This window comes from Apilactobacillus micheneri (genome assembly GCF_006493595.1).
Classification (GTDB): domain Bacteria; phylum Bacillota; class Bacilli; order Lactobacillales; family Lactobacillaceae; genus Apilactobacillus; species Apilactobacillus micheneri.
In genome coordinates this window covers 65,113-79,535 of the sequence record NZ_QUBI01000004.1, presented here as the reverse complement: position 1 = coordinate 79,535, position 14,423 = coordinate 65,113, and the positions used below count along the sequence as shown (strand labels likewise).

Genomic DNA, 14,423 nt, shown 5'->3' with positions numbered 1-14,423 from the left:
CTTAATAAATAAGTGGGAAGATTTTAAATCTCCCCACTTAAATTAATTTATTTTCTCTTCATAACATCAATATTTTTTAATGATTCACCAGTTCCGATTGCAACACAATCAAGCGGGGTCTTAGCGATAGAAACAGGTACTTTAGTTGCTTCAGAAATAACTTGTGGTAAGTTTTTAAGTAAAGCTCCACCACCAGTTAAAACAATTCCATGATCAATAACATCAGCTGAAATTTCAGGAGATGTTTCTTCCAAGGTTTCTTTTACAGTACTAATAATTTCTTGAATAGGTTCTTCGATTGATTTAGCCACATCTTCAGCTGAAATTTCAATGCTCTTTGGTAAACCGGTTAATAAATAACGGCCACGAATAGTAACATTTTCAATATCTTTAGCTGCTTCAAGTGAAGCCGAACCAATATCCCATTTTAATTTTTCAGCAGTTCTTTCACCAATTAACAAATTGTAATGTTTACGAATATATGTAGCAATTGCATCGTTTAAACGATCTCCAGCTACTCGTAATGAACGACTGGAAACAATTCCACCAAGTGAAATTGTAGCAACATCAGTTGTTCCACCACCAATATCAACTACCATACTACCAGTAGGATCCATAATTGGTAATCCAGCACCAATAGCAGCAGCGAAAGGTTCTTCAATTACATAAGCATCCCTAGCTCCAGCTACCCTAGTAGCATCAATAACTGCACGTTTTTCAACAGCAGTAATCCCACTTGGTACACAAACCATTACGTATGGTTTACCAGCTGAATGACCAATAGTCTTATTAATATAATATTTTAACATGGTTACAGTAGTATCATAATCAGCAATTACTCCGTCTTTCATTGGACGAATAGCAGAAATACTAGCTGGAGTACGTCCAATCATATCTCTTGCTTCTTGCCCTACCGCAACAATTTCTCCAGTTTTAGTATTTTTAGCGACAACTGAAGGTTCTCTTAACACAATTTGTTTACCATCAACATAAACAATTGTGTTTGCAGTTCCTAAATCAATTCCAATGTTTTTAGTTCCAAATCCAAACACAATTTTTCATCCCTTCATAATTCATTTGGTTGGCTTATTATTTTTTTCACCTTATTATTATATCATAATTATCTCTTCTAAAATTATAATAACATACCCTAGTGTAAACGATTTTAAATTATTTATCATTAATGTTTTAAAAATTTAATAAAAAAGTTTTCTAACATCTGATATAAAATATAATGATCCGGTAATTAATAGTAAATCATTACTAGACATCTCATTAACACTTTTCATTATTGCCAATTTCCATTTTGGCACAAACCTTACTGGATGTTTAGCATTTACAGCTTTTAAAATATCATTCATATCCGCAGCTTTACGATTCTCAGGGCCTGAAAATTCAGTTAGTATTAAATGAACATTACTAATGCTAGCCAGTGTATTAATCATTTTTAGATACTGTTTATCTGACAAAATTGCAAGCACAATATAAATCTCATTATTCGAAAAATGATTTTTTAATAACTTAGATAGCTCTAAAATAGCAGGTTCATTATGAGCTCCATCTATTACTACTGTTGGATTCTCATTTAATTTTTCAAAGCGACCTGCCCAAAAAGTTTCCATTAATCCCTTTTTTAATATCTTATATTCTATTGATTGGTTATTAATAGATTTATATCTAATATAAGTTTCAATAGCACAAGCAGCATTATCAATTTGATATTGTCCCAACATTTTAATCGTTAAGTTATTCAATGAAACTAAGTCATTGGAAAAAGAAAAATCCTCCTTCCATGATGCTTCCTTACAATTTGAAATGAAATAATCTTTTTTCGGAACAAATAATTTACTTTTATGTTCTTGACAAACTTGATTAATTACATTGAAAGCATCATTAGGTAGTTTACCTACAACACAGTCAACTTTATCTTTAATAATACCGGCTTTTTGATTAGCAATTTCAACTATAGTATTACCTAATATTTTCATATGATCGTAACCAATGGTAGTAATTACAGATACTTTAGGAGTAAAAACATTAGTAGAATCGAGTAAGCCCCCTAGACCTACTTCTACTAATACAATATCCACTGGATTATTAGCAAAATATAAAAACATCATTGCAGTTACAATTTCGAACTCAGTTGGTCCAAGATCTTTAAGATTTTTGTCCATATCGTCAACAATGGGTTTAATTTTTAAAACTAATTCAATAATTTCTTGATCACTAATTGCCACACCATTCACACTAATTCTTTCATTAAAACGAATTAAAAATGGTGATGTAAATGATCCAACTTTTAATCCTTCTGCTTGAAAAATATTGCGCAAGAATGCCAGGGTTGATCCTTTACCATTAGTACCGGCAATATGAATACCATTAATTTTATCTTGTGGATTATTTAATTTTTTCAGTAATAGTTTTATAGTGTTTAAATTGGGATGTTTTTTAAATTTTTGTCTACCGTGAATGAAATTTAAAGCTTCTTCATAATTCATTTTGTTATTTCTCCTAAAAAAGCCGAGCTTAAGCTCGGCTTTTTATTGTTTAACTATTTTTGATTTTTAATATCTTCTAGTCTTTGTTTAGCAGCTTCTAATTTAGATTCATTATCTGATTTTTTACCTTTTTCAGCATCAACAACCTGCGTTGGTGCATTATCAACAAAGCGTTTATTAGCTAGTTTTTTCTCAGCACGTTGAACTTCAAAAGTATAATTATCAATATCTTTTTGAATACGTTTAATTTCTTCGTCTAAATCAACAAGTTCAGCTAGAGGAATACTAATTTCAGCATCGGTAATAATTCCAGTCATTGAAAGTTTAGGTGCATCAACATCAGAACCTACACTAAATTCCTTTGGATGACAGAAACGATCAATATAATGTCTGTTAGTGTTAAAGATATCCTTCAAATCATCATTATCAGTTTTAATCAACAAATCAATGGATGATGACATTGGAGCATTAGCTTTGGCACGAATATTTCTTACAACCTTAATTAGTTCAATTAATGCAGACATATTCTTTTCAGCTTGAGCATCATTAAATTCTTTGTGTTCAACTGGATATGGTGCAACCACAATAGATTTTCCTTCATGAGGCATAGTTAACCAAATCTTTTCAGTAACAAATGGCATCATTGGGTGCATTAATTTTAGAATCTTATCTAATACATAGGCTAAAATATTTCTTGTATTTTCTTTAGCTTTCGCATCCTCACCATTAAGAGTTTCCTTACTCATTTCAATATACCAATCACAAAAGTCATTCCAAATGAAGTCATATAAAGCACGACCAGCTTCACCAAAATTATATTTTTCAAATAAATCTGCAACTTGAGTTACAACATTATTCAAACGACTTAAAATCCAGCGATCAGCTAAATTCCATTGATCTTTATTAGGTAATACAGGCTTATCCATATCACCAAGATTCATAATTACATAACGACTAGCATTCCAAATTTTATTAATGAAATTCCATGCTGATTCAATTTTTTCATAACTAAAACGAACGTCTTGTCCAGCAGTATTACCAGTAGCTAAGAACCATCTAAGTGCATCAACACCATATTTATCAATAACTTCCATTGGATCAATTCCATTACCCAATGATTTACTCATTTTACGGCCTTGTGCATCACGCATTAAACCATGAAGTAAAACATCTTTAAATGGACGTTCATTAGTAAATGTTAAGCTTTGGAAAATCATACGTGAAACCCAGAAGAAAATAATGTCATATCCAGTAACTAAAGTATTAGTAGGGAAATAGCGTTTGAAATCTTCTGAATTTTCATTAGGCCAGCCCAAAGTTGAAAATGGCCATAATGCAGATGAGAACCAAGTATCTAGCACGTCAGGATCTTGTTCCCAATTTTCGGCATCTTTAGGTGCTTCCATTCCAACATACATTTCTCCACTTTGTTTGTTATACCAAGCAGGAATTCTATGTCCCCACCATAGTTGACGTGAAATAACCCAATCATGAATGTTATCCATCCATTGAGTGAATGTATGTTCAAAACGTTTTGGAATAAAGTTTACTTTATCATCAGTTGATTGATTTTCAACAGCACGATCTGCTAATGGTTTCATCTTTACGAACCATTGAGTAGAAAGTCTTGATTCAACTTGCACACCAGTTCTTTCTGAGTGACCAACAGCATGGACAATAGGATCAATATTTATCATATAACCTTGATTTTCAAGATCCTTAACCATTGCTTTTCTAGCTTCAAAACGATCCATGCCATTATATTTACCGGCATTTTCGTTCATAGTAGCATCACCATTCATAGTATTGATGCGTTCTAAATCATGACGGTTACCAACTTTAAAGTCATTAGGATCATGAGCAGGAGTTATCTTAACCATTCCAGTTCCAAATTCAGGATCTACATATTTATCAGCAATAATTGGAATTTCACGATTAACTAATGGGACTACAATCTTTTTACCAACTAATTCTTTATATCTTTCATCATCAGGATGAACTGCTACAGCAACATCCCCAAACATAGTTTCGGGACGAGTAGTAGCAATTTCAATATAATCTTTACCATCAAAGGTTACTCCATCAGCAAATGGATATTTAACATGGTAAAATGCACCTTTATCGTCTTTATGAACAACTTCAATATCTGATAAGGCTGTTTGTGCTTGTGGATCCCAGTTAATAATATATTGTCCACGATAAATTAGCCCTTTATTGTATAAGTCAACGAAAACTTTTTTGACAGCATCGGATAATCCATCATCTAAAGTAAAACGTTCTCTACTGTAATCTAAAGAAAGGCCCATCTTTGCCCATTGTTCTTTAATAGTAGCAGCATATTCATCTTTCCACTCCCAAACTTTATCGACAAATTTTTCACGGCCTAAATCATATCTAGTAATACCCTGTTCTCTTAGCTTAGCTTCAACCTTAGCTTGAGTAGCAATTCCAGCATGATCCATTCCTGGAACCCATACAGTGTCATAACCAAGCATTCTTTTTTGTCTGATTAACATATCCTGTAAAGTTGTATCCCAGGCATGGCCTAAATGTAACTTACCAGTAACATTTGGTGGGGGTAAAACAATTGAATATGGTTTTGCTTTTTTATCACCACTTGGTTTAAAGACATCTTCGTCTAGCCAAGTTTTATAACGACCTTGTTCAACAGCATTATGATCATACTTTGTTGACATTTCTGTTTCTTTAGACATAATTTCCCTCCAAATTATAAAAAAAGAGCACCTCATCCAATAGGACGAAGTGCTCGTGGTACCACCTAATTTAGAATACTAAAACAATTAATATTCTCACTTAATTCCATTTAACGATGGTCCCGTTCATATCTATTCTAAGTTCAATATGAAAGCTCCCAAGCTACCTTCAATTTAAAATAAAGGAAAATTTTTCATCAATTAATTTTCTTTCTGTTCACATTATTTTAAAAATACTCTCTTGTTCAACACTTTCTTTATCAATAACTATATATTAGACAATTTTTGACTAGTCGTCAACATTGTTACTTAATTTTTCAATAGATTTCACAACTTCATTGAAGTCTGGTAGTGTTCCAATTTCTGGAATTACTTGGCGATAAACTACCTTACCATCTTTATCCAGAACAAAAATCATTCTAGCTAAAGCATCAATATCTGGAACATAAGTATGAGTAGCTTTACCGAAAGATAAATCTTTATCTGATAATAATTCTATATTTTTTACACCTTTAGCAGCACACCAGTCTTTTTGTTCATCGACTGTATTTTTAGAAATAGTTAAAAAGTTTACATTTGAAAAGTCATCAGCCTTACGATTAAATTTCTTCGTTTCTAAACTACATACATCGGATGTAATATCTGGAACCGAACTAATTACAGTAACTTTACCTAAAACGTCTTTATTAGTTTCGATTTCATTATTAGAATTTAAAACTTTAAAGTCTGGTAATGTATTACCAACATTAATTGGTTCACCATCAGTATTAACTTTTTTACCTAAAAATGTTAATTCCATTTTTAATCATTCCTATTCATTTAATAATTATAAAATAAATTTATAGTAATTCAGAGAAAACATCTTCATTAGCATTTAAGAATTCTTCTCCTGGTTTAATATCAACAATTTTGACATTATCTAGAGCACGTTCCATTAGACCTTTTACATCAATCATATTCTCACATTCTCTTGTGCGATATAAATTAGGTTTAGTTCTTGGTGCTGGTGGTGTAAATACAGTACAACAGTCCTCAAATGGCATAATAGATAGTTCATAAGTATCAATGTTTTCAGCAATTCTAATAATTTCAGTTTTGTCCAATGAAGTTAATGGCCTTAAAACTGGCATATTAGTTACATCATTAATTGCCATCATACTTTCTAATGTCTGAGAAGCTACTTGGCCTAATGATTCACCAGTAAAAATACCTTTACAATGTCTACTAATTGTTAATGCAGCAGTTAGTCTTAACATCATTCTACGTTGAACAGTCATTAAATATCCTTCAGGAACTTTTTCCTTAATCTCTTCTTGGATTTCAGTAAATGGTACTTGAAGGAATTGAATATTACCACCAAAACGAGTTAATTTTTCAGTTAATTGTTTGGCTTTGGCTAAAGCTTGTTCACTAGTGTATGGAGGACTATAAAAATGAACCATATCTAGTTTAACACCACGTTTCATCCCTAAATATGATGCAACCGGAGAATCAATTCCACCAGATAACATCATAGTTGCACGTCCACCAGTACCAACTGGCAAACCTCCAGATCCAGGAATCGTTAAGCTAGACAAGAAAACCCCATTCATTCTAAATTCTGCACGAATAGCAATGTCGGGCTTATTCATTTTAGCTTTTATTCCGTCAATATTATCAACAATTGCACTTCCCAGTGCTTCATTGATTTCATGAGTATCTAATGGGAAATTCTTATCTTGACGTCTAGTATCAATTTTAAATGTCATACCGGGTTTATATTGGTCTTTAACCATTTCTAAAGCCACTTTTTTTACAGCATCTATATCTTTTTCTACCTTCATAGCAGGAGAAAAAGTTTCAATCCCGAAAACATCTTTTAAACGATCAATAACTTTATCAGAAGTTTCACCATTTAAAGTTACATGCAAGCGATCTCTTCTAGCATTAATTTTAAGATGATCAAAATTATGCAAAACTCGTTTAACATTCTTACCAAGTTGCTTAATAAAGTCTTTACGGTTCTTACCCTTAGTAGATAATTCACCGTATCGAACCATTATCTCAGTATATTGCATCGATTCATTCCTTTCTAAGCATTAATTTTCTTAAACTTTTCATAAAGTATATCAAAAATTTGAATAAATTTCTTAGCTTCATCCATTGTATTATTTTCATCCAATGAAATTCTAACCGCACTAGTAGCATCCTCTTCGGGAATCTTCATTGCCGTTAAAGTGCTAGAAGTTAAATGCTTTTTAGATGAGCACGCACTAGTAGTAGATATAAATATACCATAGCTTTCAAATGCATGAACAATTGTTTCTCCCCTTACTCCTTTAATTGCAAAACACAAGATATGAGGAGCAAACTCAGCATTATCTTTAGAAAAAGTTATAACATTATCAAATTTAGAAATATAATTGAAAATAAAGTTTTTTATTTCTGCTTGCTTTGCAACTTTTTCTTTTTCATTATCAGTTAGCAACCTCAAAGCTCTAGCCATTGCTACTATTGCAGGAAGATTTTCTGTACTACTTCTTAAGTTCTTTTCTTGTCCCCCACCTGCTAGTAGTGGCTCAACTTTTTTACCACGACGCTTATACATAAAGCCTACACCACGAGGTGCATGAAATTTATGGCCAGAAAAAGTTATCAAGTCGGCACGATCATTAAATATGATATCATGCAAGCCTTTACCTATTCCCTGAACTGCATCAATATGATATTGAATTGTAGGATATTTTTTTAATAATTCACCAATTTGTTCAATAGGTTGAATTGAACCAACTTCATTATTAACAGCCATAATGGAAACCAAAATCGTAGAATGCTTGATTGATGCTTTAACATCTTCAACGCTTACTTTTCCATTTTGATCTACAGGTAGATATGTCACTTCAAAGCCTAACTTTTCTAGTTGTTTCATAGAATTTATTACTGCGGGATGTTCAACCGAAGAAGTAATAATATGATTACCATATTTTCTTTTGACCATTGCTGTACCCTTAATAGCCCAATTATCGCCTTCGGTACCTCCACCAGTGAAAAAGATTTCATCTGGAAAGACGTTTAATATCTTAGCTATCTGCTGACGAGATTGTTCTAAAAGATTAAAAGATTGCTCTCCAAATTGATGAAGACTAGATGGATTACCCCAAATATTTTTGCTGACTTTAGAATAAGTATCAACAACACTCAAATCAGGCTTAGTTGTAGCACTATTATCAAAATAAATCATTATTATTCGACCCTCTTTTCATAATACTTACTCAAAGTAATAAGATAAACAATCTTATAATTATAACAGAAAAAAAGAAGTAATGTTAGTTTATAGACATCACTTCTTTATCAATTTAATTTTTTTTCGATTCATTTTGCTTATTTTGATAGTATTCTTTCTTTATGCGATTGAAAGCCCCTGAATCAACATTTTCTATTGCAGAAGAAATAATTTTTAAACTTTTTTCATAGTCGAAGTCATTATCAAAATAATTTTTTGCTTCAACACAAGCAGCATTAACTTCTTCATTATTGTTTCTATATCGATTAGCATATTGCATCAATCGTTCAGCCAAAATTGCGTTGTCTACTATTTCTTCAGTGTCAGAAATTAATTCTTCCATCGCTTTATCCATAGTATTTAATTTTTTATTAATTTCATCCATACTAATTTTAACTTGATTAATAGTAGAACCTAATTCAGAAACCTTTTTGTAAGAATACTTATATTTTTCCATAAAATCATCTTGTAAACCAGGTAAATTTAAGTTATCAATTTTACGACGAATGTTTAAAAGTTGAAAATCAAATTTTTGAATTAATTCACGTGCTGTATTTTCTTCCTCATTTAAATCAGCAACAGAATCATTAATATCTTTTTGCTCTTTTTCAATAGCACTTAATTGTTTTTTAGAATCTTGTTGATGAGATTGAACTTCAGAATAAACAGCTTTTTTATCCATAATAAGTTGATAATCATTATTATAAATACTTTCAATTTGATGAATTTGTTGTGAAAATAATTTAGCCTTTTTTATTTCATCATGTTCTAAAGTATAATTCTTACTTAACTGATCCAGTTCTTCAAGTAACATATGATTCTGACGACGTGCATGATAAATATAATCATAAACTAATTTAATGTTTTTACGAACTTTACGTTTAGCAATAACTTCTTTTTCCATCATTTCGTACATAGAATCAATAGTTTTTTCAATTTTATAATTTTCTTGCTTAACATCATCAATCTTTAAATCAGAAAGCAAAGAGATAGCTTTATTAATTGATGATTTTATTATTTCAATATTTTCATCAATATTATCATCTGAGAAATTATAATCTGTCTCAATCATAGTTCTATGGCCACGATAAATTTCATCAATTTGTTTTGGAAAGTCTTTAGATAAAGATAAATAAAGCTTAGGCGTCTCTTTCATTAATGATTCAATTATTTCAATTTTTTTAACTAAACTATTTAAGATATCATCAGCTGTATATTGATCACCTGATTCAACAGTCTTAATAAATTCTTGATATTCAGATTTGATGTTGCTTAACTCATCTTCTATTTTGTCACTACTAGGACCATAAGAATAATTCTTAGATAAAATGTTTTTATTTAAGTCTTTTATTTGTTTATCTAATTCATCAATAGCTCTTGTATGCTGCTCATCCAAATTTTTAAGTTGATTTAAGCCATTATCAATTTTACCCATAGAATCTTCAATTTCATTAAGTGAATTAACAGATTCGGACAATAATGAATTAGCCTGTAATAAGCTAAATGTCTTAGCATTACTGTTGGCATCATTTAATGCAACATTAATGCTTGGTAAATCATCATTAATAATTTTTTCATATTTTTCTTTGTAATCATTAAATTGATCAAAAGAATCACCAGTTAAATTTAATTTAGAAGTAGCTTCAATATTGTCACCAATTGGTGCTTTACTTAAAGTGTCCTTTTTATTAATAGCATCTTGAATCTTTTTCAAAACACTTTTTTGATAAACAACTAATATTAGCATAATTATTACGGCAACTACTAATATAGCAGATACTATTACAATCATTTTATCGTATGTCCCCTTAATTTTTATTTAATAATATTTTTTATTTGTAATTTATTTTTAATAATAATAGAATAACTCCATATATATTTAAATTATATCAGTATGTAAAGATTATTAAAACACCTAATAAACAATTTATAAGGTAGATAGGTAGGTAAATATGAGCGAAATTAAATCAATGATTGCTAAACAATTAGATGCACTTTTAAGTAACGAAAATAATAATATTGCTAATATGGCGAATGCATCCGCACTGTTAATGCAAAGCATGAAAGATATCAGCTGGGCTGGATTCTATTTATATGAGAAACAAAATGATGAACTAATTCTTGGTCCATTTCAGGGAAAAGTAGCATGTGTTCATATTAAAAATGGCCGTGGAGTATGTGGTAATGCTTTAAAAGAACAAAAAACAAAAAGAGTTAAAAATGTTAACGAATTTCCTGACCACATTGCTTGTGATTCAGATAGCAAATCTGAAATTGTTATACCTATTATGAAAGATGGTAAGAATTTTGGAGTGTTAGACATTGATGCCCCTATTTTAAATCGTTTTTCAATAGAAGATGAAAATATATTAAGAGAATTTGTAAAAGTGTTCATTAATCATTTGAATATTGACAAAGTATAAAAATGAACGTAGAATACTTTTTGTGTAAAATAATGCAGCAATATACGGTAAGCTCGTCAACATATTGATGCCGCAACATTGGTCCTACTAGTAACTTCACGGCTGCTGAAGCGAAAGTCGCAAAACAATATGCACGAATACTAAGTATATAAAGGATTATTTTACTCCAAAACAAATTTATTGGAGGATATTTTTATGTCTAGATATACAGGTCCTAGTTGGAGAATTTCGCGTCGTCTTGGTATTTCATTATCAGGTACTGGTAAAGAATTAGCTCGTCGCCCTTACGCACCAGGTGATCACGGTCAAGGTCGTCGTGGTAAATTATCTGAATATGGTACTCAATTAAAGGAAAAACAAAAATTACGTTACATGTATGGTTTAACTGAACGTCAATTCTCAAAATTATTTACTCGTGCAGGTAAAATTAGAGAAGGTCGTCACGGTGATAACTTCATGATTTTACTAGAACGTAGATTAGATAACGTTGTTTACCGTTTAGGTTTAGCAACTACTCGTCGTCAAGCTCGTCAATTAGTAAACCATGGTCACATTACTGTAGATGGTAAACGTATTGACATTCCTTCATACGAAGTAAAAGTAGGTCAAGTTGTTTCAGTTCGTGAAAAATCAAAAGATCTACAAATCATCAAAGATGCTGTTGACGCCGTTGTTGGTCGTCCACAATACGTATCATTTGATGCTGACAAACTTGAAGGTTCAATCACTAGATTACCTCAACGTGATGAAATGAATGCTGATATTGATGCTTCACTTATTGTTGAATACTACAACAAACTATAATTCAATATTTCATTTTTATCGAAAGTGTTTTGCTTATGCAAAACACTTTTTTGTTACCATTATTTAATAAATGATAGAATGGTATTTATTAAGTGCAAATAAAAAGGAGTTTTATTATGAGCGAAAATAATGTAAATGATAGATTAGAACAGTCTTCAATGGGAGGCACTCCTAAAGTAAACCCAGACGAACAAAGAAAGTATTTAGGAACTTTTAGAGAACGAGTTTCATTTGCAATTAAAATAAAAGATTTAGGTAATTCTAATGCCATTCAAGATTTAAATAAAGAATTTGAAAATAACTCTAGTTATCAACTAATATTAAATGGAAATTTATCACACGATTTAATTTCCCCTTTTATTAAATTAGCTTCACAAAATAATATAAAATTTGTTATAAAAACTGATTCATTTTATAAAACTGAACCTGAAAATTATGGTGTTGTTTACGCTAATAAACAATCCATTAATATTAATAAAATAGATTTTGAAAATAAGTATAATCATAATAATGATTCACAAAAAAATGATTCAAGTAAAAAAGATTCAAAGTCCTCATTTATGGATAAAATTAAAAATATTTTTAAATAATTAAGGTGGTGATTATTTGCATCCTTTAGCTTATCGAATGAGACCCAAAAAGATTGAGGATGTGGTTGGTCAACAACATTTAGTTGGTAAGGGAAAAATTATTAATAGAATGGTTAAAGCCAAAATCTTATCATCAATGATTCTATATGGACCTCCTGGAACCGGAAAAACAAGTATCGCAAGCGCAATTGCTGGTTCTACAAAATATGCCTTTCGACAACTAAATGCTGCCACTGATACTAAAAAAGATTTGCAAATAGTTGCTGAAGAAGCAAAAATGTCAGGTACTGTAGTATTACTTTTAGATGAAATACATCGACTTGATAAAACCAAACAAGATTTTTTGTTACCACTATTAGAAAGCGGAAATATTATTTTAATTGGTGCAACTACTGAAAATCCATATATAAATATTAATCCTGCTATAAGAAGTAGGACTCAAATTTTTGAAGTCTATCCCCTAACTTCTAATGATATTCACAATGCAATAAAAAGATCATTAGAGGATAAAAATGATGGACTAGGTAATATGGATATAAAAATTAATGATGATGCAATGAGTTTTCTAACTAATAGTACAAATGGTGATTTAAGAAGTGCATTAAATGCTTTAGAATTAGCTGCTAAATCTACCAAAATCAATAATGAAGGTATAGTAGAAATAAAATTACCAGATATAGAGGCATGTTTACAAAAGAAAGCTTTAACTCAAGATAAAAATGGTGATGCTCATTATAATGTAGTATCAGCATTTCAAAAATCTATCCGTGGATCCGATGTAAATGCAGCCTTACATTATGCAGCTAGACTATTGGAATCTGGAGATATAAATTCTGTTAGCCGTCGATTGATGGTTATTGCTTATGAAGATATTGGATTGGCTAATCCTCCTGCTTGTGCTAGAACTGTTGAAGCTATTAATGCAGCAAATAAAGTTGGGTTACCGGAAGCGAGAATCCCAATAGCAGATACAATTATTGAACTATCATTGTCACCTAAATCTAATTCTGGTATTAAAGCTATCGATAGTGCTATTGAACGTATTAAAAGTGGTAACTATGGAGAAATACCTAATTATCTAAAAGATTCACACTATTCTGGAGCCAAAAAATTAGGCCATGGCATTGATTATAAATATGCTCATGATTATCCAAATGATTGGGTTAAGCAACAATACTTACCTAATAAAATAAAGAACGATGAATATTATAAACCAAAGAGTAATGGAAAAATTGAAACTGCATATAAAATACAATATGAAAAATTAATCAATGCACAAAGAAAAAATAATGGAGGATCAAAATGATTATTATAATTTTGATGACAATATTTACAATTATTCTATCAATAATGGGGATATATCTATATAAGCATCGTAATAAACCATTCATGTTACTTCATCCTGAAAATAACAATTTATTAAGCTCAATGGTTAAAAAATACGGTCTAATATTTATTGGTTTAGCAATATTATCTTTAATATCAATAATAATAAATAGCATTCCATTTATTATCATAATATTAATCATTAGTTGTATAATGTCCTTAGTGATGGAATTAACATTAATTAAATTTCTACCACAAAAATAAATATTGGGGTGCATAATATGTTAAAAAACTACGAACAAATTTTAGTTCCAATTGATGGATCAAAATATTCTAAATTAGCTTTCAATAAAGCAGTAGAAGTAGCCAAAAGAAACAATGCTAGCTTACACATTGCACATGTTATTGATACAAGAGTTTTTAACGATTTAGCCACTTTCGATACATCAATGTTAGATGAATTAACATCTGATGCAAAAAAGACATTAGATAAATATAAACAAACAGCAATTGATTCCGGAGTTAACAATGTTGATTATGTTATTGAATATGGAATGCCAAAATCAATTATTGCAAAAGATTTAGTCAAAAGATTTAATACGGATTTAATCATGATTGGTGCTAACGGTAAGAATATGACTGAAAGAATTTTAATTGGTTCCGTAGCTTCATATGTAACAAGATCAGCAAGTTGTGATGTTCTAATGGTAAAAACAGATTTACAAAATAAAGAATAAATAAAAAAGCTCATATTGATGTGAACCCCAAAAGTTGGACAACTTTTACTAGGATATTAATCCCAAATA

13 protein-coding genes and 1 other annotated feature are annotated in these 14,423 nt (G+C 30.5%); of the genes, 6 read left to right on the top strand and 7 right to left on the bottom strand.

Features of this window, described 5'->3' with window-relative positions; translation table 11 throughout:
- Positions 1-47: 47 nt before the first annotated feature.
- From DY123_RS05495 to DY123_RS05465, 7 genes are all read right to left on the bottom strand, one after another.
- A complete protein-coding gene (locus DY123_RS05495) occupies positions 48-1,052 on the bottom strand; it encodes a rod shape-determining protein (RefSeq protein WP_105964839.1) in 1,005 nt (334 codons plus the stop codon).
- Positions 1,053-1,196: 144 nt separating this feature from the next.
- The gene (locus DY123_RS05490) at positions 1,197-2,498 is read right to left on the bottom strand and encodes a bifunctional folylpolyglutamate synthase/dihydrofolate synthase (protein ID WP_140924327.1); all 1,302 of its coding nucleotides are present in this window, start codon (positions 2,496-2,498) and stop codon (positions 1,197-1,199) included.
- Between the two features lie 53 nt (positions 2,499-2,551).
- Complete coding sequence (locus DY123_RS05485; RefSeq protein ID WP_140924325.1) at positions 2,552-5,212, bottom strand: valine--tRNA ligase; 2,661 nt, start codon at positions 5,210-5,212, stop codon at positions 2,552-2,554.
- A gap of 37 nt (positions 5,213-5,249) precedes the next feature.
- Positions 5,250-5,470: a binding site (T-box leader), on the bottom strand.
- Positions 5,471-5,501: 31 nt separating this feature from the next.
- Positions 5,502-6,011, bottom strand: coding sequence for a thiol peroxidase (locus DY123_RS05480; protein WP_140924323.1), 510 nt, complete (start codon positions 6,009-6,011; stop codon positions 5,502-5,504).
- A gap of 40 nt (positions 6,012-6,051) precedes the next feature.
- A complete protein-coding gene (gene thiI, locus DY123_RS05475) occupies positions 6,052-7,269 on the bottom strand; it encodes a tRNA uracil 4-sulfurtransferase ThiI (RefSeq protein ID WP_140924322.1) in 1,218 nt (405 codons plus the stop codon).
- Between the two features lie 14 nt (positions 7,270-7,283).
- Positions 7,284-8,432, bottom strand: coding sequence for a cysteine desulfurase family protein (locus tag DY123_RS05470; RefSeq protein ID WP_140934563.1), 1,149 nt, complete (start codon positions 8,430-8,432; stop codon positions 7,284-7,286).
- 115 nt (positions 8,433-8,547) lie between these two features.
- Entirely contained in the window at positions 8,548-10,266 is a 1,719-nt protein-coding gene (locus tag DY123_RS05465) for a septation ring formation regulator EzrA (RefSeq protein WP_140924319.1), read from the bottom strand.
- Positions 10,267-10,426: 160 nt separating this feature from the next.
- On the opposite strand from DY123_RS05465, the gene DY123_RS05460 reads away from it, so the two are divergent.
- From DY123_RS05460 to DY123_RS05435, 6 genes are all read left to right on the top strand, one after another.
- Entirely contained in the window at positions 10,427-10,897 is a 471-nt protein-coding gene (locus DY123_RS05460; protein ID WP_140924317.1) for a free L-methionine (R)-S-oxide reductase MsrC, read from the top strand.
- 195 nt (positions 10,898-11,092) lie between these two features.
- Positions 11,093-11,701 (top strand): 30S ribosomal protein S4, encoded by a 609-nt coding sequence (gene rpsD / locus DY123_RS05455; RefSeq protein WP_105964847.1) that lies wholly within the window; start codon positions 11,093-11,095, stop codon positions 11,699-11,701.
- Between the two features lie 116 nt (positions 11,702-11,817).
- A complete protein-coding gene (locus DY123_RS05450) occupies positions 11,818-12,291 on the top strand; it encodes a YueI family protein (protein ID WP_140924316.1) in 474 nt (157 codons plus the stop codon).
- Between the two features lie 37 nt (positions 12,292-12,328).
- Positions 12,329-13,597 carry a replication-associated recombination protein A gene (locus tag DY123_RS05445; protein WP_140924378.1) on the top strand — a complete coding sequence of 423 codons (1,269 nt, stop codon included), beginning with the start codon at positions 12,329-12,331 and terminating at the stop codon, positions 13,595-13,597.
- Positions 13,594-13,881: a hypothetical protein gene (locus DY123_RS05440; protein ID WP_140924314.1), complete on the top strand. Its 288-nt coding sequence runs from the start codon at positions 13,594-13,596 to the stop codon at positions 13,879-13,881. Before DY123_RS05445 ends, DY123_RS05440 begins: the two co-directional genes overlap by 4 nt.
- A gap of 17 nt (positions 13,882-13,898) precedes the next feature.
- Positions 13,899-14,354 (top strand): universal stress protein, encoded by a 456-nt coding sequence (locus DY123_RS05435; protein WP_140934562.1) that lies wholly within the window; start codon positions 13,899-13,901, stop codon positions 14,352-14,354.
- Positions 14,355-14,423 lie beyond the last annotated feature (69 nt).

Excerpts from the sequence above, each read along its gene's own strand:
- DY123_RS05480 (WP_140924323.1), bottom strand. The coding sequence starts at position 6,011 with ATGGAATTAACATTTTTAGGTAAAAAAGTTAATACTGATGGTGAACCA.
- DY123_RS05490 (WP_140924327.1), bottom strand. The coding sequence starts at position 2,498 with ATGAATTATGAAGAAGCTTTAAATTTCATTCACGGTAGACAAAAATTT.
- DY123_RS05460 (WP_140924317.1), top strand. The coding sequence starts at position 10,427 with ATGAGCGAAATTAAATCAATGATTGCTAAACAATTAGATGCACTTTTA.
- thiI (WP_140924322.1), bottom strand. The coding sequence starts at position 7,269 with ATGCAATATACTGAGATAATGGTTCGATACGGTGAATTATCTACTAAG.
- DY123_RS05445 (WP_140924378.1), top strand. The coding sequence starts at position 12,329 with ATGAGACCCAAAAAGATTGAGGATGTGGTTGGTCAACAACATTTAGTT.
- rpsD (WP_105964847.1), top strand. The coding sequence starts at position 11,093 with ATGTCTAGATATACAGGTCCTAGTTGGAGAATTTCGCGTCGTCTTGGT.
- DY123_RS05470 (WP_140934563.1), bottom strand. The coding sequence starts at position 8,432 with ATGATTTATTTTGATAATAGTGCTACAACTAAGCCTGATTTGAGTGTT.
- DY123_RS05450 (WP_140924316.1), top strand. The coding sequence starts at position 11,818 with ATGAGCGAAAATAATGTAAATGATAGATTAGAACAGTCTTCAATGGGA.
- DY123_RS05485 (WP_140924325.1), bottom strand. The coding sequence starts at position 5,212 with ATGTCTAAAGAAACAGAAATGTCAACAAAGTATGATCATAATGCTGTT.
- DY123_RS05435 (WP_140934562.1), top strand. The coding sequence starts at position 13,899 with ATGTTAAAAAACTACGAACAAATTTTAGTTCCAATTGATGGATCAAAA.
- DY123_RS05465 (WP_140924319.1), bottom strand. The coding sequence starts at position 10,266 with ATGATTGTAATAGTATCTGCTATATTAGTAGTTGCCGTAATAATTATG.
- DY123_RS05440 (WP_140924314.1), top strand. The coding sequence starts at position 13,594 with ATGATTATTATAATTTTGATGACAATATTTACAATTATTCTATCAATA.